This window comes from Cupriavidus sp. UYPR2.512, assembly GCF_000379565.1.
GTDB lineage: Bacteria > Pseudomonadota > Gammaproteobacteria > Burkholderiales > Burkholderiaceae > Cupriavidus.
In genome coordinates this window covers 73,481-95,755 of the sequence record NZ_KB902976.1, presented here as the reverse complement: position 1 = coordinate 95,755, position 22,275 = coordinate 73,481, and the positions used below count along the sequence as shown (strand labels likewise).

General features: G+C 66.4%; 21 protein-coding genes and 1 pseudogene. 11 read left to right on the top strand and 11 right to left on the bottom strand.

Translation table 11 applies throughout. The features are described from left to right. Nucleotides 1-219, top strand: a 219-nt coding sequence (locus tag A3A5_RS41590; RefSeq protein WP_369797783.1) for a hypothetical protein, incomplete at its 5' end; no start/stop codon positions are given. Nucleotides 220-245: 26 nt separating this feature from the next. Here the strand turns inward: A3A5_RS41590 and A3A5_RS0116050 are convergent. The 3 genes and pseudogenes from A3A5_RS0116050 to purN all read right to left on the bottom strand — a co-directional run. Continuing rightward, nucleotides 246-557, bottom strand: a pseudogene (locus A3A5_RS0116050) (mechanosensitive ion channel family protein); the annotation flags it as partial. A gap of 65 nt (nt 558-622) precedes the next feature. After that, on the bottom strand, nt 623-2,017 hold the full coding sequence (locus A3A5_RS0116045) for an RsmB/NOP family class I SAM-dependent RNA methyltransferase (protein WP_018311569.1): 1,395 nt from the start codon (nt 2,015-2,017) through the stop codon (nt 623-625). Next, on the bottom strand, nt 2,014-2,682 hold the full coding sequence (purN, locus tag A3A5_RS0116040; RefSeq protein ID WP_026200831.1) for a phosphoribosylglycinamide formyltransferase: 669 nt from the start codon (nt 2,680-2,682) through the stop codon (nt 2,014-2,016). The genes A3A5_RS0116045 and purN overlap by 4 nt, the downstream gene beginning before the upstream one ends. 257 nt (nt 2,683-2,939) lie before the next feature. Between purN and A3A5_RS0116035 the strand changes: the two genes are divergently transcribed. Beyond that, nucleotides 2,940-3,599 carry a response regulator transcription factor gene (locus A3A5_RS0116035; protein ID WP_026200830.1) on the top strand — a complete coding sequence of 220 codons (660 nt, stop codon included), beginning with the start codon at nt 2,940-2,942 and terminating at the stop codon, nt 3,597-3,599. A gap of 39 nt (nt 3,600-3,638) precedes the next feature. Here A3A5_RS0116035 and A3A5_RS0116030 read toward each other — a convergent pair whose 3' ends face one another. Next, complete coding sequence (locus tag A3A5_RS0116030) at nt 3,639-5,453, bottom strand: hybrid sensor histidine kinase/response regulator (protein ID WP_018311566.1); 1,815 nt, start codon at nt 5,451-5,453, stop codon at nt 3,639-3,641. Nucleotides 5,454-5,678: 225 nt separating this feature from the next. Between A3A5_RS0116030 and A3A5_RS0116025 the strand changes: the two genes are divergently transcribed. The 5 genes from A3A5_RS0116025 to dut all read left to right on the top strand — a co-directional run bounded on the left by A3A5_RS0116025 (nt 5,679) and on the right by dut (nt 12,189). After that, nucleotides 5,679-6,674, top strand: coding sequence for a bifunctional riboflavin kinase/FAD synthetase (locus tag A3A5_RS0116025; protein ID WP_018311565.1), 996 nt, complete (start codon nt 5,679-5,681; stop codon nt 6,672-6,674). Between the two features lie 125 nt (nt 6,675-6,799). Further along, nucleotides 6,800-9,694: an isoleucine--tRNA ligase gene (gene ileS / locus A3A5_RS0116020; protein ID WP_018311564.1), complete on the top strand. Its 2,895-nt coding sequence runs from the start codon at nt 6,800-6,802 to the stop codon at nt 9,692-9,694. Next, entirely contained in the window at nt 9,694-10,224 is a 531-nt protein-coding gene (gene lspA, locus A3A5_RS0116015) for a signal peptidase II (protein WP_018311563.1), read from the top strand. The genes ileS and lspA overlap by 1 nt, the downstream gene beginning before the upstream one ends. Before the next feature lie 190 nt (nt 10,225-10,414). Then, nucleotides 10,415-11,617 (top strand): bifunctional phosphopantothenoylcysteine decarboxylase/phosphopantothenate--cysteine ligase CoaBC, encoded by a 1,203-nt coding sequence (coaBC, locus tag A3A5_RS0116010; protein WP_018311562.1) that lies wholly within the window; start codon nt 10,415-10,417, stop codon nt 11,615-11,617. A 71-nt stretch (nt 11,618-11,688) separates the two neighbouring features. Continuing rightward, entirely contained in the window at nt 11,689-12,189 is a 501-nt protein-coding gene (gene dut, locus A3A5_RS0116005; protein WP_018311561.1) for a dUTP diphosphatase, read from the top strand. A gap of 54 nt (nt 12,190-12,243) precedes the next feature. Here the strand turns inward: dut and A3A5_RS0116000 are convergent, their stop codons facing one another. From A3A5_RS0116000 to clpS, 4 genes are all read right to left on the bottom strand, one after another. Further along, nucleotides 12,244-13,092 carry a VOC family protein gene (locus A3A5_RS0116000; protein ID WP_026200829.1) on the bottom strand — a complete coding sequence of 283 codons (849 nt, stop codon included), beginning with the start codon at nt 13,090-13,092 and terminating at the stop codon, nt 12,244-12,246. Nucleotides 13,093-13,133: 41 nt separating this feature from the next. Continuing rightward, nucleotides 13,134-14,141 (bottom strand): tripartite tricarboxylate transporter substrate binding protein, encoded by a 1,008-nt coding sequence (locus tag A3A5_RS0115995; protein WP_018311559.1) that lies wholly within the window; start codon nt 14,139-14,141, stop codon nt 13,134-13,136. A 171-nt stretch (nt 14,142-14,312) separates the two neighbouring features. Beyond that, nucleotides 14,313-16,607, bottom strand: coding sequence for an ATP-dependent Clp protease ATP-binding subunit ClpA (gene clpA / locus A3A5_RS0115990; RefSeq protein WP_010814997.1), 2,295 nt, complete (start codon nt 16,605-16,607; stop codon nt 14,313-14,315). Beyond that, nucleotides 16,604-16,930, bottom strand: coding sequence for an ATP-dependent Clp protease adapter ClpS (gene clpS, locus A3A5_RS0115985; protein WP_010814998.1), 327 nt, complete (start codon nt 16,928-16,930; stop codon nt 16,604-16,606). The genes clpA and clpS overlap by 4 nt, the downstream gene beginning before the upstream one ends. A 513-nt stretch (nt 16,931-17,443) precedes the next feature. Between clpS and A3A5_RS0115980 the strand changes: the two genes are divergently transcribed. After that, nucleotides 17,444-17,650 (top strand): cold-shock protein, encoded by a 207-nt coding sequence (locus tag A3A5_RS0115980; RefSeq protein WP_010814999.1) that lies wholly within the window; start codon nt 17,444-17,446, stop codon nt 17,648-17,650. A 215-nt stretch (nt 17,651-17,865) separates the two neighbouring features. On the opposite strand, the gene A3A5_RS0115975 is transcribed toward A3A5_RS0115980, so the two are convergent. Both A3A5_RS0115975 and icd read right to left on the bottom strand, forming a co-directional pair. Beyond that, nucleotides 17,866-18,327 carry a VOC family protein gene (locus A3A5_RS0115975; protein ID WP_018311558.1) on the bottom strand — a complete coding sequence of 154 codons (462 nt, stop codon included), beginning with the start codon at nt 18,325-18,327 and terminating at the stop codon, nt 17,866-17,868. 148 nt (nt 18,328-18,475) lie between these two features. After that, nucleotides 18,476-19,726: an NADP-dependent isocitrate dehydrogenase gene (gene icd, locus A3A5_RS0115970; RefSeq protein WP_018311557.1), complete on the bottom strand. Its 1,251-nt coding sequence runs from the start codon at nt 19,724-19,726 to the stop codon at nt 18,476-18,478. A gap of 273 nt (nt 19,727-19,999) precedes the next feature. Here icd and A3A5_RS0115965 point away from each other — a divergent pair, with 273 nt between their 5' ends. From A3A5_RS0115965 to A3A5_RS0115955, 3 genes are all read left to right on the top strand, one after another. Further along, nucleotides 20,000-20,662, top strand: a complete 663-nt coding sequence (locus tag A3A5_RS0115965; RefSeq protein WP_018311556.1) for a pseudouridine synthase — start codon at nt 20,000-20,002, stop codon at nt 20,660-20,662. Between the two features lie 105 nt (nt 20,663-20,767). Continuing rightward, nucleotides 20,768-20,971, top strand: coding sequence for a hypothetical protein (locus A3A5_RS0115960; RefSeq protein WP_018311555.1), 204 nt, complete (start codon nt 20,768-20,770; stop codon nt 20,969-20,971). A gap of 186 nt (nt 20,972-21,157) precedes the next feature. Then, on the top strand, nt 21,158-21,616 hold the full coding sequence (locus tag A3A5_RS0115955) for a DUF192 domain-containing protein (protein WP_018311554.1): 459 nt from the start codon (nt 21,158-21,160) through the stop codon (nt 21,614-21,616). Between the two features lie 49 nt (nt 21,617-21,665). Here A3A5_RS0115955 and A3A5_RS0115950 read toward each other — a convergent pair whose 3' ends face one another. Then, nucleotides 21,666-22,151 (bottom strand): YajQ family cyclic di-GMP-binding protein, encoded by a 486-nt coding sequence (locus A3A5_RS0115950; RefSeq protein ID WP_018311553.1) that lies wholly within the window; start codon nt 22,149-22,151, stop codon nt 21,666-21,668. Nucleotides 22,152-22,275: the final 124 nt, after the last annotated feature.

Sequence of the window (22,275 nt, the reverse complement as noted above, 5' to 3'; positions counted from 1 at the left end):
GCCTGTGCTGGCGTAGTCTTCAGCAGCGTTAGTCTGGTTCGTGAACTGATCGAAAAAGCCTGCACAAAAACCGGACTGAAAGTTACTGCTGACATTCTTGACGGAGTCTATGAAGCCGGACGGACAGTCACTCGTTGCGTCCGTGCTTCACTGAACATCGAGTACGACTCAACCTTGCCTGCGTGGAACTACAGCATCCGCTCACGGAACGCCGCATAGCGGGAAGTTATTTCGAGCACGTTCCTTAGCGGCTCCAGCGCAAAGCGGGAGATCAGCACCAGCACCCAGCCGCCCAGCGGGAACATGGCGCGCTCGAGGCTGGCCGCGGCAAAGCGCACGGAAAAGCTGGAGCCTTCGTAGCGCGCTTCCAGGCGCCGCACCACGAAGCGCGCCAGCGGCCACGCCACCAGCAGGCAGCCGGCCAGCACCAGCAGCTGCCAGAAGAAGCCCGGCCCGCCGGCGTCGCGGATCAGGTCGTCCAGCATCTTGCCGAACATCGAATGGGAGGCCTTCAGGTCCTTCAGGCCGCCCAGGTCGGACAGGGTCGCACCGTTCATGGAGGAAACTCAGGGTTGGCGCGGCCGCCCGCGCGATCGGCGGGCGGTCCGGCAGGCACCGGCGCTCAGCTGGTGCGTTCCAGCACCGCGGCAAAGAAGCCGTCGGTCTGGTGCAGGTGCGGATACAGGGCAAACATGCCGTTGTCCGGCAGCCCGGTCACTTCGATCTTCTGCTCGGCCAGCACTTCGGCGGCCGGCACCAGGCGGAAGTTGGGGTGCGCAGCCAGGAAGTCGCGCACGATCTGCTCGTTTTCGGCTTCCAGCACGCTGCAGGTCGCGTAGACCACGCGGCCGCCGCCCTTCACCAGCCGCGCGGCCGAGTCCAGGATTGCACTCTGCTTGGCAGTCAGTTCCAGCACCGACTCCGGCGATTGCCGCCATTTCAGGTCGGGGTTGCGGCGCAGCGTGCCCAGCCCGCTGCAGGGCGCATCGACCAGCACGCGGTCGGCCTTGCCGGCCAGGCGCTTGATCTTGGCGTCGCGCTCGGAGTCGATCAGCACCGGATGGACGTTGGACAGCCCGCTGCGTGCCAGCCGCGGCTTCAGGTTGGCCAGGCGCTTTTCCGATACATCGAAGGCATAGAGCCTGCCGGTGGAGCGCATCGCCGCGCCCAGCGCCAGGGTCTTGCCGCCCGCGCCGGCGCAGAAGTCGACCACCATTTCGCCGCGCTTGGGTGCGACCAGGTTGCACAACAGCTGGCTGCCCTCGTCCTGCACCTCGACCAGGCCGTTGACGAAGATCGGCAGCTGGTTCAGCGCCGGCTTGCCGGCCATGCGGATACCGGCCGGCGCCATCGGCGTGGGCTCGGCGCCCAGGCCGGCGGCCTGCAGCTCGGCCAGTGCGGCCTCGCGGCTGGACTTGGCCAGGTTGACGCGCAGGTCCAGCGGCGCCGGGCGCAGCAGCGCGTCGCCCAGGGCCGCGGCAAAGGCCTCGCCGTGGCCGCGCACCAGTTCATCGTAGAGCCACTCGGGCAGGTTGGCGCGCACGCGCGGCGCCAGGCTGGAGCGCTCGATCGTGGTCAGGCGGTCCAGCCACTCGGCTTCTTCAGGATGCAGGAATGGCGTCAGCGTGTCGCGGCCCAGGGTCGCGGCCAGGCCCAGCAGCGCCAGCCGGCGTGAGGTCGCGCCCGTGCCGCTTTCGGCAAACTGCGCAAACTCGACGCGCCGGCGCAGCACCGCGTAGATAGCCTCGGCGATGATGCCGCGCTCGCGGTGTCCGAGCTTGCTGTTCTCGCGGAAGTAGTAGCTCACCACGGCATCGGCCGGGCGCGCAAACAGCATGACCTTGCCGAGCAGGCGGTCGATATGCTGGATATGGGTGGCATGCAGGCCGCCGTGCGAGCGGACCGGGGCGCCGTTGGCATTGGGCGACTTGCGGATGGGGCTGCCCTTGCCCTTGCCGCGCGCGGGGGCACGTCCTTCGCTGCGCGGGGACCGGGTTCCTGCCTGGGTGCGACTCATGCCTTGACTCCTCCCGCCGGGGTATTGGCGGAGATGGCCATCAGCAATTGCGATTCGGCCGGGTTGATAACGTTGACTACGCCGTCCTGCAGCTGCAGGCGGTTCTCGACAAACCATTGCACGGCGCGGGGATAGATCACATGCTCGCATTCGAGCAGACGCGCGGCCAGGCTCTCGGGCGTGTCCGCGGGCTGTACATCAAGTGCAGCCTGGATCACGATCGGGCCGTGGTCGAGTTCAGGGGTGACAAAGTGGACGGTGGCGCCATGCAGCTTGACGCCGGCGTCCAGTGCCTGCTTGTGGGTGTTCAGGCCCGGGAAGCATGGCAGCAGCGACGGATGGATATTCAGCAGCCGGCCCGCATAGCGGTCGACGAAGCCGGGCGTGAGTATACGCATGAAACCGGCAAGTACCACCAGCTCGGGCGCGTAGGCGTCGATGGCCTCGGCCAAAGCCGCGTCGAAAGCGGCACGGTCAGGGTGCTGGCGATGGTCGACCACGCCGGTTTCGATGCCATGCTGCTGCGCGAATTGCAGCCCGGCGGCATCCGGCCGGTTCGACAGTACTGCCGCCACCCGGGCAGGCCAGCCGCCCCCCGCGCAGGCACGGACGATGGCTTCCATATTGGAGCCTCGCCCGGAAATCAAGATGACAATTTTTTTCATCGCGCAATTCTACCAAGGCAAGGCGCTAAACTCCGGTAAAGCCAACGCATTACGTGCTTAATTCACGAGATACGGACAGGGCGCGATGTCTCTAGCATGCGACGGCACGACTGTATACCCCCGATTGATGGATTGTGACGCTTCGCCCCCTCTGCTAGAGTGGGCGCTACGTCCACGCGCCAACCCTGTGCATGACACAGCGCTCGCCAAGAGCTGGTGACAACAAGGACGAAACGGGAATTTGAACGGGAATTCGCATGTCGAACGCTGCACCGACGTTGTTGGTGGTCGATGATCATCCTATGGCTTTGTCAGGCACTACGGCTTTTCTCGCCGAAGTCATGCCGGATGTGGCAGTCTATGCCGCCGGCAGTGCCCGCGAAGCCCTGACAAGCCTGCAGCAGGGGCTGCGCCCCGATATAGTGCTGCTCGATATCTGGCTGAACGATGGCACGGGCTTCGACGCCATGCAGTCGTTCAAGACCGTCATTCCCGGCGCACGCTTCATCTTCATGTCCGCCGAGGCCACCCCCGAGATCGTCGGCCGCGCCCGCGCGCTGTCGGCCTGCGGCTTCGTCGGCAAGCACCTTGATGCCAATGCTTTCACCGCCGCGGTGCGCAAGGTGCTGGCGGGCGACACCTCCTTCCCCACCGATGAGGCCCTGAACGGCCGCGCGCAATCGTTCGGGCCCGCCCACGGCATTCCGGTCACGCCGGCGGAGCTCGGCCTCACACCGCGCCAGGGCTCGGTGCTGGCGCTGGTGCTGGAAGGCCTGCCGAACAAGGTGATCGCGCGACGCCTGGGGCTGACCGAGAACACTGTCAAGGAACACGTGTCGGCCATCCTGCAGCGCCTGGGCGTGCGCACGCGCATGCAGGTGATGTCGCGCATGGAGCGGTTCCGCCTGCGCCAGTAACGCAGGCCGCCACCCTTCGCCCTTCGCCCCCCCCCCGCCCTACGCCGGCCGCAGCCAGCGGCGCAGCAGCAGCCGCAGGGAAGCCGGGTCCACCGGCTTGGGCAGCACGAAATACCCCGCCTCTTCCGCCGCCGCCAGCGCGGCGGATTTCAAGTCGCCGGTCAGCAGCGCGCTGCGCGCCTGCGGCTGCGTGTTCTGCCAGCGCTCGAGCAAATCCAGTCCGTTCTCGCTGCCGGGCAGGCGCAGGTCGCAGAAGATGATGTCCGGGCGCAGGCCCGTGGCAAACAGCTTGTCGGCCTCGGCGCCGTGCGCGGCGCAGGCCACGCGGATGCCCCAGGCCTCCATCAGCGCGATCCACGCCTTGCGGATCTGGCTGTCGTCGTCGACCACCAGCACCGTGCCCTGCAGGCGGTCGGGCTTGGCCTCTTCCGCCTGCGCCATCGCGCGCATCTCGCGCACGCTGGCGACGGTCTCGGCCGGCACCGTCGCCAGCGCGAACCAGAACACCGAACCCTTGCCCGGCACCGAGCGCACGCCATAGGTGCCGCGCATCAGGCGCACACATTCCTTGAAGATTGCCAGCCCCAGGCCCAGGCCCTGCGACGGGTCGCGCTGCGGGTTATGGACCTGGTAATACGGCGAAAAGATGTCGGGCAGGTGCTCGGGCGTCACGCCGGCGCCGGTATCCCAGACTTCCAGCCGCACATTCTTGCGGCGCTGGCGCGCGGTCACCAGCACGCCGCCGCGCTGGGTATAGCGCAGCGCGTTCTGCACCAGGTTGAACAGGGCCCGGCGCAACAGCACCGGCTCGGCCATGGCATACAGCTCGTCGGGCACGCGCGGGGTCAGGGTCAGGCCGCTTTCGCGCGCATCAGCGGCAAACTGGCTCATCACGTCGCGGATCAGCGCGCCCAGCTCGCATGGCTCCAGCGTCGGCAGCACCTTGCGCCCTTCCAGCTTGGACAGGTCCAGCAGCGAACGGAACAAGAGGTCGATGGTCTGGGTGCCCGCCGCCACCTGCTCCACCAGCGGATGCAGCGCTGACGACTGGTTGCGCGCGCGCAGCGCCTCCACCAGCATCACCAGCGCATGCACCGGCTGGCGCAGGTCGTGGCTGGCGGCAGCCAGGAAGCGCGACTTCTCCTCGCTGGCATGCAGCGCGCGCTCTTTTTCATCCTGGAACTGCCTGGCCAGGCGCCGGCTGTCGCCCTCGAGCTGGATGGCGCGCACCAGCGTGACCTGAAGGTTGAAGGCATGGCGCGACAACATCAGCCCATAGATCACCAGCAGCCCCTGCACATAGGCGCCGTGGCCGGGGAAGGCGAATTCCGCCATCAGTATGTTGGGCACCAGGATCGGCACGCCGGCATAGACCAGGTTCGACGGCACGGGCGCTTGCGACACCGCGCCGCCTGCCAGCACCCCAAGGGTCAGCAGGTACAGCACGCTGGAGAACACCACCGAGCCTGTATACAGATGCAGCAGCGCCGAGCTGCCCCAGGTCACGCCGGTCAGGAAGGCAACCGCGCGCATATTGTTCCACCACTTGCGCGTGTGCGCGGAACGGCTCATCGAGGCATGGTCGCGCTGGTAGCCGACGTAGAACCACAGGCCGCCGACCGTCAGCAGCAGCATCACCGCGCACCAGCCGAGCAAGGCTGAGTGGCTCGCGTCGTTCCAGAATCCTAGTGTGGTCAGCGCGGGCAGCAGCACCGAGGCCACGATCGCCGTAGGCGAGTTCTTATGCACGATGGCCATCAGCTTGGCGCGCGTTTCGACGTCGAGCTGGGCGGTCGCCTGAGGCAGGACTCGGGGCAGGAGCCGGGAAAAGAACCGGTTGGGCAGCGCTTTCAAGTGTGGCCTGCTGGAATGGGCGGATATCGGGGGCAGCAGGTGCCAGGCCCAAGTGGAGCTTAAGTGGGCCATATCATGCCGCCTTTTGCGGCATCGCGCCATGCTGCGAGGGCCGGTTGCGGCACAAAAACAGCAGTGCGGCACCGGCTGCGGGCACCGGGAGCGGCAAGCGGACCCATTCGCCTTATAATGCCCGCTTTACCTGAAACGTTTCCCGCCGTCCCCGTGAAAGTCTTCCGCGGCCTGCCCAACGCCGAAAGCCGGGCGCCCTGCGCGCTCACCATCGGCAATTTCGACGGTGTGCATCGCGGCCACCAGTCGCTGCTCGCGCGTGCGCGCGCAGCCGCCGACGCCCGCGGCCTGCCGCTGTGCGTGATGACCTTCGAGCCGCATCCGCGCGAGTTCTTCACCCCGGACAAGGCCCCCACCCGCATCGCACTGCTGCGCGACAAGCTGGAAAGCCTGCGCCGCAATGGCGTGGACCGGGTGGTGGTGGAACACTTCAACGCCCACTTTGCCGCCCAGTCGCCGCAGGAGTTCGTCGAGAACGTGCTGTGGCACGGCCTGCACGCGCGCTGGCTGCTGGTCGGCGACGACTTCCGCTTCGGCGCCAAACGCGCCGGCGACTTTGCCTACCTGCAGGAAGCCGGGCGCCGCTACGGCTTCGATGTCGAGCAGATGGGCTCGGTGTCCGAAGGCGGCATCCGCATCTCCAGCTCGGCGGTGCGCCAGGCGCTGGCCGACGGCGACCTGGAGCATGCCCGGCGCCTGCTCGGCCACGGCTATGCGATCAGCGGTCACGTGATCCACGGCCGCAAGCTGGGCCGCGACCTGGGCTTCCCGACGCTGAACCTGCGCATCTCGCACAAGCGGCCGGCGGTCAGCGGCATCTTCGTGGTGCAGGTGCACGGCATCGCCGACCAGCCCCTGCCGGGCGTGGCCAGCATCGGCGTGCGCCCCACCATCGAAGACGCCGGCCGGGTGCTGCTGGAAGTCCACCTGTTCGATTTCAGAGAGAACCTGTACGGCAAGCTGGTGCGGGTTGAATTCATGAAGAAGCTGCGTGACGAAGCGCGCTTTGACAACCTGGACGAGCTCACCGCCGCCATTGCCAAGGACAGCGCCGATGCGCGCGCCTTCTTCGGCCTGACCGCCCCGGGCGCGGCCGAAGGCAGCGGCGGGCGCGATTTCGCCACCTCCGCCACCGACCGAATTAGGTAGCGGCCGGCGCCTGCCCGCATGCCAGTGGCGCGGGCCCGGCACGCACGCCGCCTGCCCCAGTCTTTCCGCGCGCCCCCCGGCCTGCAGCCGCCCGCGCGCCAACCCGAATCGCCCTGAGAATCGAAATGTCTGACGACAAACGCGCCAAGCCCGAGAAAAGCAAATATCCCGTCAACCTGCTCGACACGCCCTTCCCGATGCGTGGCGACCTGCCCAAGCGCGAGCCGCAGTGGGTCAAGCAGTGGCAGGACAAGCAGCTCTACAAAAAGATCCGCGCGGCACGCAAGGGCGCGAAGAAGTTCGTGCTGCATGACGGCCCGCCGTATGCCAACGGCGACATCCATATCGGCCACGCCGTCAACAAGGTGCTCAAGGACATGATCATCAAGGCGCGCGGCCTGACCGGGCTGGACGCCGTCTACGTGCCGGGCTGGGACTGCCACGGCATGCCGATCGAGATCCAGATCGAGAAGAAGTTCGGCAAGGGCCTGCCGGTGCAGGAGGTCCAGGCCAAGGCGCGCGCCTACGCCACCGAGCAGATCAAGCGCCAGATGGTGGATTTCGAACGCCTGGGCGTGCTGGGCGACTGGGACCACCCCTACCTGACCATGAACTACAGCAACGAGGCGGATGAACTGCGCGCACTCGGCAAGATCATGGAGAAGGGCTATGTGTTCCGTGGCCTGAAGCCGGTGAACTGGTGCTTCGACTGCGGCTCGGCGCTGGCCGAGGCCGAGGTCGAATACAAGGACAAGGTCGACCTGTCGATCGACGTGGGCTTTCCGTTCGCGCAAGCCGACAAGCTGGCGCACGCCTTCAAGGTGCCCTTCGAGCAGCTCGACGGCAAGCCCGGCTGGATCGTGATCTGGACCACCACGCCGTGGACCATCCCGAGCAACCAGGCGCTGAACGTGCACCCGGAAGTGGAATACGCGCTGGTCGAGACCCCGCGCGGCTACCTGATCCTGGCCACCGAGCGCGTCGAGGAGCAACTGAAGGTCTACGGCCTGGAAGGCAAGGTCGTGGCCACCACCACCGGCGCGGCACTGTCGGAAATCCGCTTCCACCACCCCCTGGCCAAGATGGACGCGGGCTATGACCGCCTGTCGCCGGTCTACCTGGGCGACTACGTCACCACCGACACCGGCTCGGGCATCGTGCACTCGGCGCCGGCCTACGGCGTGGAAGACTTCCAGTCGTGCAAGGCGCACGGCATGGCCGATTCGGACATCATCAGCCCGGTGATGGGCAACGGCGTCTATGCCGGCACGCTGCCGCTCTTTGGCGGGCTGTCGATCTGGGACGCCAACCCGAAGATTGTGGAGGTGCTGCAGGCCTCGGGCAACCTGTTCAATTCGCACAAGTACACCCACAGCTACATGCACTGCTGGCGCCACAAGACGCCGATAATCTACCGCGCCACCTCGCAGTGGTTCGCGGGCATGGACGTGGACCCGGCCGATGAGAACGGCAAGACCGGCCCCACCCTGCGCGAGACCGCGCTGGCCGGCATCGACGCCACCGAGTTCTTCCCGGCCTGGGGCAAGCAGCGCCTGCACAACATGATCGCCAACCGGCCGGACTGGACGCTGTCGCGCCAGCGCCAGTGGGGCGTGCCGATGGCCTTCTTCCTGCACAAGGAAACCGGCGCGCTGCACCCGCGCACGGCGCAGCTGCTGGAAGAAGTGGCCAGGCGCGTCGAACAGCACGGCATCGAGGCCTGGCAGGCGCTGGACCCGGCCGAGCTGCTGGGCGACGAGGCCAGCCAGTACGAGAAAAACCGCGACACGCTGGACGTGTGGTTCGACTCCGGCACCACGCACTGGACCGTGGTCCGCGGCTCGCACCGCGACGACCTGTACGATCCGTGCGCCGATGAACCCGATGGCCGCCTTGCCGACCTGTACCTGGAAGGCTCCGACCAGCACCGCGGCTGGTTCCACTCGTCGCTGCTGACCGCGTCGATGCTGTACGGCAAGCCGCCCTACAAGGCGCTGCTGACGCACGGCTTCACCGTCGACGGCGAAGGCCGCAAGATGTCCAAGTCGGTCGGCAATACCGTGTCGCCGCAGGACATCTCGAACAAGATGGGCGCCGAGATCATCCGCCTGTGGGTGGCTTCGACCGATTACTCGGGCGAGCTGTCGATCTCCGACGAGATCCTCAAGCGCGTGGTGGAAGGCTACCGCCGCATCCGCAATACGCTGCGCTTCCTGCTGTCCAACCTGTCCGACTACGACCACGCCAGGCATGCGCTGCCGGCGTCGGAATGGCTGGAAATCGACCGCTACGCCGTGGCGCTGACCGCGCAACTGCAGAAGGAAGTGCTGTCGCACTACGAGTCGTATGAATTCCATCCGGTAGTGGCCAAGCTGCAGACCTTCTGCTCCGAGGACCTGGGCGGCTTCTACCTCGATGTGCTGAAGGACCGCCTGTACACCACCGCGCCGGACTCCAAGGCCCGCCGCGCGGCGCAGAATGCGCTGTACCACATCGCCCAGGCGATGCTGCACTGGATGGCGCCGTTCCTGTCGTTCACCGCCGAGGAAGCGTGGCAGATCTTCGCCCACGGCACCGAGCACACCGACACCATCTTCACCAGCACTTACTACCCGGTGCCGGAAGTCGACGACGGCGCCGACGACCTGCTGCAGAAGTGGCACACGCTGCGCGAAGTGCGCGCCGAGGTCACCAAGCAGCTGGAAGCGGTGCGCGTGGAAGGCGAGATCGGCTCGTCGCTGCAGGCCGAGCTGACCATCCAGGCCGGCGGCCCGGTGCTGGACGCGTTGCTGAGCCTGGGCGACGACCTGCGCTTCGTGCTGCTGACCTCATCGGCCAAGGTAACGCACGCGCCCGAGGCCGGCGACCTGCTGGTCACGGTGACCCCGTCGGCCCATGCCAAGTGCGAGCGCTGCTGGCACTACCGCGCCGATGTCGGCCACAACCCGGATCATCCGACCCTCTGCGGGCGCTGCGACAGCAACCTGTTCGGCGCCGGTGAACACAGGAGCCATGCCTGATGGCATCGACCACGTCCCGTTCCGCCCGCCCGGCCCGCCGCAACAACAAGGCCGCCGGCAGCACCACCCCGCTGCTGTGGATGGCCTTCGCGCTGCTGGTAGTAGTGCTCGACCAGTTCTTCAAGATCGTCATCGTGCGCACCTTCACCTATGGTGAATCGCGCCCGGTGACCGGCTTCTTCAATCTGGTGCTGGTCTACAACAAGGGCGCGGCGTTCAGCTTCCTGGCCGATGCCGGCGGCTGGCAGCGCTGGTTCTTCACCGGTCTTGGCCTCGTGGTGGGCGCGTTCATCATCTGGCTGCTGTACCGCCATACCGGCCAGCGCATGTTCTGCTTCGCGGTGTCGCTAATCCTGGGCGGCGCGGTCGGCAACGTGATCGACCGCGTGGTCTATGGGCACGTGGTCGATTTCCTGGATTTCTATGTACGCAACTACCACTGGCCAGCCTTCAACGTGGCTGACTGCGCGATCACGGTCGGCGCGGTGCTGCTGATCGTGGACGAGTTGCGGCGGGTGCGGCGGCACTGAGCGCCCTGATTGTGTTCCCCTCTCGCCTCATGGGGAGAGGGTAGGGTGAGGGTGGTTGAGCAAGGCACCACGCCACCAGGACCGCCCGGCCTCCCCCCGGCCCCACTCCCGCCATGCCGGGAGTGGGGAGCCAACCCTCAACCGGCTTCCCCGGTATCATTTCCCTTTCTCCCCAGCCAGGTTCCTCACCATGGATTTGCGCGGCAAGCACATCGTTCTCGGCCTGACCGGCGGCATCGCCTGCTACAAGTCGGCCGAACTGGTCCGCCTGCTGACCAAGGCCGGCGCCACCGTGCAGGTCGCCATGACCGAGGCGGCGACGCATTTCATCACGCCGGTGACGATGCAGGCGCTGTCCGGCCGGCCGGTCTTCCTGTCGCAGTGGGATGCCCGCATCGACAACAACATGGCGCACATCGACCTGTCGCGCGAGGCCGATGCCATCGTCATCGCCCCGGCCTCGACCGATTTCATGGCGCGCCTGGCCAACGGGCTGTGTGACGACCTGCTCAGCACCCTGTGCATCGCGCGCGACTGCCCGCTGCTGGTGGCACCGGCGATGAACCGCCAGATGTGGGCCGCCCCCGCCACCCAGCGCAATGCCGCGCAGCTGCGCGCCGACGGTGTGATGATCCTGGGCCCTGGCAGCGGCGACCAGGCCTGCGGCGAGGTCGGCGACGGCCGCATGCTGGAGCCCGAAGAGCTGCTCGACGACATCATCGCCTTCTTCCAGCCCAAGCCGCTGCAAGGCAAGCGCGTGCTGATCACCGCCGGCCCGACCTTCGAGGCCATCGACCCGGTGCGCGGCATCACCAACCTGTCATCCGGCAAGATGGGCTTCTCGATCGCGCGCGCGGCGCGCGAGGCCGGCGCCGAGGTGCTGCTGGTGGCCGGCCCTACCGGCCTGCCCACCCCGCGCGGCGTGGCGCGCACCGACGTGCGCAGCGCGCAGCAGATGCATGACGCGGTGATCGCGCAGCTGCACGGCGTGGATGTCTTTGTCGCCGTGGCCGCGGTGGCGGACTGGCGCCCGGCTGAAGTCGCGCAGCAGAAGCTGAAGAAGGCCAACGAAACCGACACCCCCACGCTGCAGTTTGTGCAGAACCCCGACATCCTGGCCTCGGTCGCGGCGCGGGCTGACGCACCCTACTGCGTCGGCTTTGCCGCCGAGAGCGAGAACCTGGAGCAGTACGGCGAGCAGAAGCGCCAGCGCAAGGGCGTGCCGCTGCTGGTCGGCAATATCGGCCACCATACCTTTGGCCTGGACGACAACGAGATCGTGCTGTTCGACGCCGCCGGCATGACGCGGCTGCCGCGTGCCGACAAGCTGTCGCTGGCGCGCCAGCTGGTGGCGGCGATCGGCCAGCGCCTGCCTGGCCGCGCACGGCCCTGATGGCAGGCGCGCGTCCGGTATCATGCGCGGCTGCCACCTATTCCGTTGAACCGATTTCCCCCAGGATTCCCATGACCCAGCCACTGAACCCGACCGTCGAAATCAAGGTGCTCGATGCGCGCCTGAATGAATGGGGCCTGCCCGCCTACCAGAGCGAAATGGCCGCCGCCATCGACCTGCATGCCTGCATCGACGCCCCGGTATCGATCGCGCCGGGCACGCCCGCGCAACTGGTGCCGGCCGGCATCGCCGTGCACATGGGCAACCCGTACATGGCCGCGACCATCGTGCCGCGCTCTGGCCTGGGCCACAAGAAGGGCCTGGTGCTGGGCAATTCGATCGGCGTGATCGATGCCGACTACCAGGGCCAGATCATGGTCAGCGTATGGAACCGCAATGCGCATGGCACCGAGCCGATCGTGATCCAGCCGGGCGAGCGCATCGCGCAGATGATGTTCGTGCCGGTGCTGCGGCCGGTGTTTTCGACGGTGGAAGCATTCAGCGAAGACAGCGAACGCGGCGCGGGCGGCTTTGGCTCGACCGGCGTGCATCACGCCAAGGCCAGCGCCTGACGCAGCCTGCGGCCGCACAAGACACTGGCGCCCCGCGGGGCGCCAGTTTGCTTTTCAGCCCTGCTGCTCGAACAGCAGCGCCACGCCGCCGGCGGCATCCGCCAGCACCAGGGTCTCACGCGGGCCCAGGTCGTGGGTCGGCACACCCTGTTCGCGCCAGCCGGCACGCGCGGCCGCCAGGTCATTGGTGTGCAGGCGGATCGCCGCGTAGCCCGGCCCGTCGCGCCGGATATGCGCGGTGCCGGTGGCCGAAGCCAGCGCCTGCGGCGTGCTGACCACCAGCGTGGCATCGTCCAGCGCCAGGCTGCAGACATGTTCGCTCAGCTGCGTCAGCTCGCCGCCTGTCAGCTCGGCGTAGGCGCGCGCGGCGGCGTCCACCAGCGCGGGCGCCACCACCAGGAACATGGTGGCGATGCTCTGCGCGCCGTTGGCATGACGGGTCCATTCGGGCCGCCACAGCAGTTCGGGCGTACGGTGCTCGCAGACGAAGTAGCGCGCGCCCGGTGCATCGTCGAGCGCGGTCACGCGAAAGGTGGCCGGGTGCTCGCTGCCGTCATCCAGCCGCACCGGACGCGAAAACTCGATCGGGTCCGAGGTGTGCCAGCCCGCCGCACGCAGCCGTGCCGCGGTGGCAAAGGCGTCAGTGCTCTTGCATGACATTGCCGCGCAACCGCCGCCGTGCGCCTGCGCATCCCAGTAGTACTGGCGGCTGGGGCTGGGCGCGGTGACATGGAGCAGCTCCAGGTAGTCCCGCCGCAGCATGATGCAGTGGTTCTGCGAGCCAAGCGTGTGATAGCCGCGCGGCGTCAGCGTAAAGCCGAGCCGGCGCCAGGCCTGGGCCCCGGCATCGAGGTCTGGGCACACCACCACGGCGTGGTCGAACATTTCCGCTTGCGTTGCCATCGGCATCCTCTCGGTTTCACGGCGCACCGGCGCCGGCATCGTCATTCGAACTGGATATTGGCCTTGCGCGCCACGGCCTGCCATTTGTCATGCTCGCGGCGCACCAGATTGCCGAGGTCGGCCGGGCTGCCGCCCACGATCTCGAAGCCCTGCGCGGCCAGCGCATCGAGCACGCGCGGCTGGCGCAGCGATTCGACCAGCGCGTCGTGGATGCGCGTGACCGTGGATGCCGGCAGGCCGGCCGGGCCGAACACGCCGATCCAGGAGTAGGCCTCGAAGCCCTTGAGCCCCTGCTCGGCCACCGTCGGCACCTGCGGCAGCTGGCGCAGCCGGCTGGTGCCGGTCACGCCCAGCACCTTGATGGTGCGTGCGGCCACGTGCGCCTGCACGGCGGCGTAGCTGCTGAAGAACATATCGACCTCGTTGGACAGCACCGCCTGCACGGCCGGGCCGCCGCCCTTGTAGGGCACATGCAGCATGCGCACGCCGGCTTCGGTCGCCAGCGCCTCGGCCGCCAGCTGGTTCAGGCTGCCGATGCCGGACGACGCATAGCGCACGCTGTCGGGCCTGGCCTTGGCCAGCGCCACCAGCTCGCGCACATTGGCCACGGGCAGCGCGGGATTGGCGGCAATCACCAGCGGAAAGCGCACCAGCTGCGAGATTGGCGAGAAATCGCGGAAGGTGTCGTAGGGCAGCTGCTTGTAGGCGAAAGGGTTGATGGCGTGGGTGTCGAAGGCCATCAACAGGGTGGTGCCGTCCGGCTTTGCGCGCGCCACCGTGCTCGATGCGATCAGGCCGCCGGCACCCGGCTTGTTGTCGACTACCACGGTCTGCCCCAGCGCCGCCTTCAGCCCGGGCTGCAACTGCCGGGCCACGATGTCGACGCTCCCGCCAGGCGGGAACGGCAGCACCAGCGCGATCGGGTGGTTGCCCGCCAGCGGTTCGGCGCCAGTGGCGGCAGCGGCGTGGAGCATCGGGACGGGCATGGCGCCCAGCGGCAGGATCTTGAGCAGCAGGCGGCGGCGCCGCGTGCGTTCGGCAGAGGACATCAGGGTTTTCAGGCTGGATTCCTGGCCAATGCGCGGCCAGCTGCGGCCGCAAACCCGTGCCCCGACGGGCATGGCCGGCGGCCGCCGGGACAAAAAAAGGACGGCATGACTGCCGCCCCCGTATTTTGCCCGATGATCGGCCACGTTGCAGGCAACGCGGCCGATCACCGCTCAGGCTTCGGCGCGCTGTTCCTCGGGCGCCTCGGGCGGTTCCGGCTCGATCTCGGAGAAATCGAGCTTGATCTGGTCCTGCTCGTCCAGGTCCACCACCACCTTGCCGCCCGAAACCAGCCGGCCGAACAGCAGCTCGTCGGCCAGGGCCTTGCGGATCATGTCCTGGATCAGGCGCTGCATCGGGCGCGCGCCCATCAGCGGATCGAAACCCTTGTGCGCCAGGAACTTGCGCAGCTTCTCGGTAAAGCTGGCTTCCACCTTCTTCTCGTGCAGCTGCTCTTCCAGCTGCATCAGGAACTTGTCGACCACGCGCAGGATGATCTCCTCATCCAGCGACCGGAAGCTGATCATGGCATCCAGACGGTTACGGAATTCCGGCGTGAACATGCGCTTGATGTCGGCCATCTCGTCGCCCTGCTCGCGCGAGCTGGTGAAGCCGATGGTGGCGCGGTTCATGGTCTCCGCCCCCGCGTTGGTGGTCATGATGATGATCACGTTGCGGAAGTCGGCGCGCCGGCCGTTGTTGTCGGTCAGCGAACCATGGTCCATCACCTGCAGCAGGATATTGAAGATATCCGGGTGCGCCTTCTCGATTTCGTCCAGCAGCAGCACGCAGTGCGGCTTCTTGGTGACGGCCTCGGTCAGCAGGCCGCCCTGGTCAAAGCCGACGTATCCCGGCGGCGCGCCGATCAGGCGGCTGACCGCGTGCCGTTCCATGTACTCGGACATGTCGAAGCGCAGCAGCTCGATGCCCATGATGAAGGCGAGTTGCTTGGCGACTTCGGTCTTGCCCACGCCCGTGGGGCCGGAGAACAGGAACGAGCCGATCGGCTTGTCGGTCTTGCCAAGGCCGGCGCGCGACATCTTGATCGCCGAGGCCAGTGCCTCGATCGCCGGATCCTGGCCGAACACCACCGACTTCAGGTCGCGGTCCAGCGTCTGCAGCTTGCTGCGGTCGTCCTGGTTCACGCTCTGCGGCGGAATGCGCGCAATGCGCGAGACGATGTCCTCGATCTCGCCCTTGCCGATGGTCTTCTTCTGCTTGGACTTCGGCAGGATGCGCTGTGCCGCGCCGGCTTCGTCGATCACGTCGATCGCCTTGTCGGGCAGGTGACGGTCGGTGATGAAGCGGGCCGACAGCTCCGCTGCCGCGGTCAGCGCCGAGGCCGCGTACTTGACGCCGTGGTGCTCCTCGAAACGCGACTTCAGGCCGCGCAGGATCTGCACGGTCTGGTCGACCGAAGGCTCGACCACGTCGATCTTCTGGAAGCGCCGCGACAGCGCCGCGTCTTTCTCGAAGATGCCGCGGTACTCGGTGAAGGTGGTCGCGCCGATGCACTTGAGCTGGCCCGACGACAGCGCCGGCTTGAGCAGGTTGCTGGCGTCCAGCGTCCCGCCCGAAGCAGCGCCCGCGCCGATCAGCGTGTGGATCTCGTCGATGAACAGGATCGCGTTCGGATTGTCCTTGAGCGACTTCAGCACGCCCTTCAGGCGTTGTTCGAAGTCACCGCGGTACTTGGTGCCGGCCAGCAGCGCACCCATGTCGAGCGAGTAGACGGTCGCCTTTTCCAGGATGTCCGGCACCTCGTTCTTGGTGATGCGCCACGCCAGGCCCTCGGCGATCGCGGTCTTGCCGACGCCGGCCTCGCCCACCAGCAGCGGGTTGTTCTTGCGCCGGCGGCACAGCACCTGGACCACGCGCTCGACTTCACTCTCGCGGCCGATCAGCGGATCGATCTTGCCGGCCTTGGCCAGCGTGTTCAGGTTCTGGGTGTATTGCTCGAGCGGGCTTTCCTTGCCGTCGCCGCCCTCGCCTTCGCCAGCGGCATCGCCATGCTTGGCGGGCTCGGACTGGTCCTTGCGGATACCGTGGCTGATGAAATTGACCACGTCCAGGCGCGTCACGCCCTGCTGCTGCAGGTAATAGACCGCGTGCGAATCCTTCTCGCCGAAAATCGCGACCAGCACGTTGGCACCCGTCACTTCCTTCTTGCCGTTGGAAGTGGACTGGACGTGCATGATCGCGCGCTGGATCACGCGCTGGAAACCGAGCGTGGGCTGGGTATCGACCTCGTCGGTACCCGGCACCACCGGCGTGTTATCCGCGATGAAGTTCTTCAGGCTGGTGCGCAGGTCTTCTATATTGGCCGCGCAGGCGCGCAAGACTTCCGCTGCCGTGGGATTGTCGAGCAATGCCAGCAGCAGGTGCTCCACGGTAATGAACTCGTGGCGTGCCTGCCTGGCTTCGACAAACGCCATATGCAGGCTCACTTCCAATTCTTGCGCAATCATGCTTCCTCCATCACGCACTGCAGGGGATGCCCCGCCTGCCGCGCGTGCGTTGACACCAGCTCGACCTTGGTCGCTGCAATATCCCTGGTGTAGATACCGCAGACGCCCTTTCCTTCCCGGTGCACGGTGAGCATGATCTGCGTCGCCGTTTCCCGGTCCCTGCTGAAATACTGCTGCAGGATCATCACTACAAACTCCATCGGAGTGTAGTCGTCATTAAGCAGCACCACCTTGAACATGGCGGGCGGTTTAAGCGCCTGCTCTTTCCGCTCCAGGATGGTGCCCGCTTCGCGTTGTGGGACATTCGCAAGCCGTGTAGCCATGGCTTTATTCTAACCCTTACTCGCAACTCTGCAATTTGGGGAAAAGGCGCCGGATTCAAGAGCCGGGTCACCTGTTTCCGATGGTGGAAGGACGCGGAATTTCACGCGGGAGGCATTGCAAGGCACGTGGCCGGCGCGGGCGGGACAGCCTGCACGGCAGCCCTGACACATGCCGCCAAGGTACCACCAGGTGCCGTCCCATTCCCGCCACACCCTGCTGGCAGTGGGGAATCCGCCAGCTTGACAGTATCCGGCTTTGCCAGAAGAATCGTTCGCACACCTGCCGACGGCCAGCGAGCCAAAGCAACAGCCGAGGCAGGTGATCCGTGAGCAGGGAGGCCACGGCCGCCGCGGCGGCGAGTCAGCATCGAGACTGGCCGCCACGCGATTGCACCTCGCCGCGCGTCATCGCCGGCCGCACCTCAGGACGCGGCAGGTCATGGCGCCGCAGTCCGTGCCGTCTGGCCGGCAAGGCTTCCCCGCTTTGAAATCTGCTATTTCGTGGGGGAGTATATGGCAAGCGGTATCGTCAAATGGTTCAATGACGCCAAGGGCTTCGGGTTCATCAAGCCGGACGAGGGCGAAGAAGAACTGTTTGCGCACTTTTCGGCTATCCAGATGTCCGGCTTCAAGACGCTGAAGGAAGGTCAACGCGTCTCGTTCGAGGTGGTCCAGGGCCCCAAGGGCAAGCAAGCCACCAATATCCAGGACGCCAGCTAAAGCGCGCCGCGACCGCATCCCGGCCGCAGAGCCGCGGAGCGGTCAACCAGGGTGTGGGGGGAGCTCCCCCGGGACGGGATCGATGCCAGTGCCCCGCGTTGCCGCCACGGCGGCGCGGCGGGTGCCGGCTCGGATCAGCTGCACGCACCACATCCGACGGAAAGCCCGGCCTCGCGCCGGGCTTTCTGCTTTTTGGACCCCCGGAGTCCGGGCCATCAGGCCCAGCCGTCGATCTTCAGCCCGCTGGCCTGCTCGGCCTCTTCCCTGGTGACCTTGCGCACAGTCTGGCCAAAGGTCCAGACATGTCCCTCCGCGTCCCGGGCCGTGTAGGTCCGGTCGCCGTAGAATTCGTCCTGCGGCTCGCGCAGGATCACGGCCCCGGCGGCGCGGGCGCGCTCGCAATGCTGGTCCAGCCCTTCCGGCAGATGCACGTGCAGGGTCTGGGTATTCTTGCCCCCGATCGAGGCCGGACTGGCGGTAAAGTCCGCCCACTCGCTGCCCACCATCAAGTAGCTGTCGCCGAAACGCATTTCAGAATGCACCAGCTGGTCCTGCTGGTCGCGGATCACCATGACCCGCTCAAAGCCGAAGGCGCGCTCCAGCCAGTCCAGGGCCGCGAGCGGGTCCTTGTAGAAGATGGCCGCACCGAACGCGGTACGGCGGAAGGGATCGTCCATGCCAGTCTCCTCGGGCCGCCAGGCCCGTCAGTCCAACCCCTGACGTTCTAGGCAACACTGGCGCCCGGGGCAAGAAAAAACCCCGGCGCCGACCAGGCGGCACCGGGGTTTTCCTTGGCAGGTCGCCCGCCGCAGCGGGAGTCCGTGCTTACATATTGTCGATCATCACCTGGCCAAAGCCCGAGCACGACACCTGCGTCGCGCCTTCCAGCAGGCGCGCGAAGTCGTACGTCACCTTCTTGGACAGGATCGACTTCTCCATCGACGAGATGATCAGGTCCGCGGCTTCGGTCCAGCCCATGTGACGCAACATCATTTCGGCCGACAGGATTTCAGAGCCCGGGTTGACGTAGTCCTTGCCGGCGTACTTCGGCGCGGTGCCGTGGGTGGCCTCGAACATGGCGACCGAGTCAGACATGTTGGCGCCCGGCGCGATGCCGATACCGCCGACCTGCGCGGCCAGTGCGTCGGAGACATAGTCGCCGTTCAGGTTCAGCGTGGCGATCACCGAGTATTCGGCCGGACGCAGCAGGATCTGCTGCAGGAAGGCATCGGCAATGGCGTCCTTGACCACGATGTCCTTGCCGGTCTTCGGGTTCTTGAACTTGCACCACGGGCCGCCGTCGACCAGCTCGGCGCCGAATTCCTTTTGCGCCAGCTCGTAGCCCCAGTCACGGAAGCCACCTTCGGTGAACTTCATGATGTTGCCCTTGTGCACCAGCGTCACCGACGGCTTGTCGTTGTCGATGGCGTACTGGATCGCCTTGCGCACCAGGCGCTCGGTGCCCTCGCGCGAGACCGGCTTGATGCCGATGCCCGAGGTCTGCGGGAAGCGGATCTTCTTCACGCCCATCTCGTTCTGCAGGAAGGCGATCAGCTTCTTGGCCTGGTCGCTCTCGGCCGCCCACTCGATACCGGCGTAGATGTCTTCCGAGTTCTCGCGGAAGATCACCATGTCGGTCTTTTCCGGCTCACGCACCGGCGAGGGCACGCCCTTGAAGTAGCGCACCGGGCGCAGGCAGACGTACAGGTCCAGCTGCTGGCGCAGCGCCACGTTCAGCGAGCGGATGCCGCCGCCCACCGGCGTGGTCAGCGGGCCCTTGATCGAGACCACATAGTCCTTGAGCACGTCCAGGGTCTCGTCCGGCAGCCACACGTCCGGGCCGTAGACCTTGGTCGACTTCTCACCAGCGTAGATCTCCATCCAGGCGATCTTGCGCTTGCCGCCATAGGCCTTGGCCACGGCCGCGTCGACCACCTTGATCATCACCGGGGTGATATCGAGGCCCGTACCGTCGCCTTCGATGTAAGGAATGATCGGATTGTCCGGGACATTCAGCGAAAAATCCTGGTTGACCGTGATCTTTTCGCCGGCCGGAACCTTGATATGTTGGTACATGACGTCTCCAGTACGGAACGGTTGTGACTGCCGCCGGTTCGTGGCCGGTCGGCGAGATTCGGGGAGATGGCGCTGTGGCATTGTAACGGGCCTTACCGCGCGCCCGTGCTGCATTGCATCACCCTTGCGCCACCCTGGGCTGCCTTCAGTCTTATATAAGACACAAGACTAATTTCGTATTATGCAGCAATTTTTCATCATCCGCCAATCGGGCCGGACCCCAGATCCTCCGATCTCCCGGCCCGGCGCGCCGCTGCGGCATACTTGCGCCCCATGACCCTGATTGCCCTGAACAAGCCGTTTGGCACCATGAGCCAGTTCTCGGAACACCCGACGCGCCCGACGCTGGCCGCGTGCGTAAGCGTGCCCGGCGTCTACCCGGCCGGCCGGCTCGATGCCGACAGCGAGGGCTTGCTACTGCTGACCGACGACGGCGCGCTGCAGGCCCGCATCGCCGACCCGCGCCACAAGCTGGAGAAAACCTACCTGGCACAGGTCGAAGGCATTCCCGATGCCGCCGCGCTGGCCCGGCTGCGCGCCGGGGTAGACCTGGGCGACTTCGTCACGCAGCCGGCCCGGGTGCGCGCGATCGAGGCGCCCGACTGGCTGTGGCCGCGCCAGCCGCCGGTGCGCTTTCGCGCGGCGATCCCGACCGCGTGGCTGGAGCTGAAAATCCGCGAGGGCAAGAACCGCCAGGTGCGCCGCATGACCGCCGCGGTCGGCTTTCCCACGTTGCGGCTGGTGCGCGTCGGGATCGGCCCGCTCGACCTGCGCGCGCTCGGCCTCGCGCCCGGGGCCTGCTGCGAGGTGTTGCCCGCGCAACTGGGACTGGCGCCGGCAGCACCGCGCGAGCGCCAGGAGCCGGCACCGCGCACCCATGTCTCGAAGACCAGACAGGCGAACGACATCAAGCGGCGTTTTCGTTACAAAAACTAACAAGTCGTGGGTCAACGCTGGCGGCAGCGGCCTCGTTCTTGTCGGGGACACGTCCTATCACGCGTCAATCTTTCCGACTGTTCTCATCCTTCGAGGTAATACGCCATGAAAAAACTGATCGCTGCTCTGGTTGTTGGCCTGTTCGCCACCGGCGCCTTCGCCCAGGCTTCGGCACCTGCTGCCGCCGACGCTGCGGCGCCCGCGGCCACCAAGGAAGCCCCGAAGACCACGACCAAGAAGAAGACCACCCACAAGAAGCAAAGCAAGAAGAAGGCTGCCGCCGCCGCTTCGGCCCCGGCTGCCCAGTAATCGCTGGCGCCCTCCCTGCCCCGTCGCTCGCGAGGCAGGAAAGAGAAGGCAGGCTGCCGCCAGGCGCCTGCCTTTTTTTGTTGCCGCGAGAGATCATGATGCGCGACGTACCGCCCGCCGCACATCGGCACGCCGCGCGTGCGCTATGCTTGCGGCTGCTGCCCGCGCCATTTCAGACTGAACACCATGTCCTTCCTGTCCAACACGCTATTGTCACGATGCTCCTCAATTGCCGGCCTGCTCGCGCTGAGCGCCGGGATCGCGCACGCGCAGGCCGCGCTGCCGGTGGTCCCGCTCACCGCGGGCATGTTTGCGGTCCAGGCGGAGGTTGCCGCCACGCCGGCCGCACGCGAGCAGGGGCTGATGTACCGCACGGCCATGGCCCCCAACGCCGGCATGCTGTTCGTGTTCGAGCAGAAGGCGGGTCACTGCTTCTGGATGCGCAATACCGAGCTGCCGCTGTCGATCGCCTTCCTGGCCGATGACGGCACCATCGTCAATATCGAGGAGATGGCGCCGCGCACGGAGAACAACCATTGCCCGAAGGCGGCGATCCGCTATGCGCTGGAAATGAACAAGGGATGGTTCGCGCAGAAAGGCATCAAGGCCGGCGCGAAAATCGGCGGACTGCCGCAGCCTCGCTGAGTGCGGCAGCGCCAGGCGCCAGCAGGAGCGCCGGCGCGGGAGGCAAGAGTCAGTCGCGGAAGTTGTTGAAGTCCAGCGGGGCCTCGGACACGTCCTTGCGCAGCATCGCCATCACGCTCTGCAGGTCGTCGCGCTTGGCGCCCGACACGCGCACCGCATCGCCCTGGATGCTGGCCTGCACCTTGATCTTGCTGTCCTTGATGATGCGCACGATCTTCTTGGACAGGTCGCCGGTCACGCCCTTCTTGATCGTGATCACCTGCTTGACCTTGTCGCCGCTGATCTTGTCGATCTTGCCGTAATCCAGGAAGCGCACGTCCACGTTGCGCTTGGCCATCTTGTTGATCAGCACATCCTTGACCTGGCTCAGCTTGAAATCGTCGTCGGCAAAGGCAGTCAGTTCATTTTCCTTATGCTCGACCCGGGCGTCCGAGCCCTTGAAATCGAAGCGCGTCGAGATTTCCTTGTTGGCCTGCTCGACGGCGTTCTTCACCTCGACCATGTTCGCTTCGCACACTACATCAAACGACGGCATTGCATTCTCCTTGTGATCCGTATGCCCGGAAGCCGGCCGCGCGCGGCGCCTTCCGTATAATCCAGCCTACCTCGCAGTTCCAGGCCGCTTGCCAACCACCAGCGGCGGCCGCGTCACCTTTCCC

Excerpts from the sequence above, each read along its gene's own strand:
- A3A5_RS0116035 (WP_026200830.1), top strand. The coding sequence starts at position 2,940 with ATGTCGAACGCTGCACCGACGTTGTTGGTGGTCGATGATCATCCTATG.
- A3A5_RS0115955 (WP_018311554.1), top strand. The coding sequence starts at position 21,158 with ATGTCCTTCCTGTCCAACACGCTATTGTCACGATGCTCCTCAATTGCC.
- dut (WP_018311561.1), top strand. The coding sequence starts at position 11,689 with ATGACCCAGCCACTGAACCCGACCGTCGAAATCAAGGTGCTCGATGCG.
- A3A5_RS0115960 (WP_018311555.1), top strand. The coding sequence starts at position 20,768 with ATGAAAAAACTGATCGCTGCTCTGGTTGTTGGCCTGTTCGCCACCGGC.
- coaBC (WP_018311562.1), top strand. The coding sequence starts at position 10,415 with ATGGATTTGCGCGGCAAGCACATCGTTCTCGGCCTGACCGGCGGCATC.
- A3A5_RS0115950 (WP_018311553.1), bottom strand. The coding sequence starts at position 22,151 with ATGCCGTCGTTTGATGTAGTGTGCGAAGCGAACATGGTCGAGGTGAAG.
- A3A5_RS0116045 (WP_018311569.1), bottom strand. The coding sequence starts at position 2,017 with ATGAGTCGCACCCAGGCAGGAACCCGGTCCCCGCGCAGCGAAGGACGT.
- clpA (WP_010814997.1), bottom strand. The coding sequence starts at position 16,607 with ATGATTGCGCAAGAATTGGAAGTGAGCCTGCATATGGCGTTTGTCGAA.
- lspA (WP_018311563.1), top strand. The coding sequence starts at position 9,694 with ATGGCATCGACCACGTCCCGTTCCGCCCGCCCGGCCCGCCGCAACAAC.
- clpS (WP_010814998.1), bottom strand. The coding sequence starts at position 16,930 with ATGGCTACACGGCTTGCGAATGTCCCACAACGCGAAGCGGGCACCATC.
- ileS (WP_018311564.1), top strand. The coding sequence starts at position 6,800 with ATGTCTGACGACAAACGCGCCAAGCCCGAGAAAAGCAAATATCCCGTC.
- icd (WP_018311557.1), bottom strand. The coding sequence starts at position 19,726 with ATGTACCAACATATCAAGGTTCCGGCCGGCGAAAAGATCACGGTCAAC.
- A3A5_RS0115980 (WP_010814999.1), top strand. The coding sequence starts at position 17,444 with ATGGCAAGCGGTATCGTCAAATGGTTCAATGACGCCAAGGGCTTCGGG.
- A3A5_RS0116000 (WP_026200829.1), bottom strand. The coding sequence starts at position 13,092 with ATGGCAACGCAAGCGGAAATGTTCGACCACGCCGTGGTGGTGTGCCCA.
- purN (WP_026200831.1), bottom strand. The coding sequence starts at position 2,682 with ATGAAAAAAATTGTCATCTTGATTTCCGGGCGAGGCTCCAATATGGAA.
- A3A5_RS0115975 (WP_018311558.1), bottom strand. The coding sequence starts at position 18,327 with ATGGACGATCCCTTCCGCCGTACCGCGTTCGGTGCGGCCATCTTCTAC.
- A3A5_RS0115995 (WP_018311559.1), bottom strand. The coding sequence starts at position 14,141 with ATGTCCTCTGCCGAACGCACGCGGCGCCGCCGCCTGCTGCTCAAGATC.
- A3A5_RS0115965 (WP_018311556.1), top strand. The coding sequence starts at position 20,000 with ATGACCCTGATTGCCCTGAACAAGCCGTTTGGCACCATGAGCCAGTTC.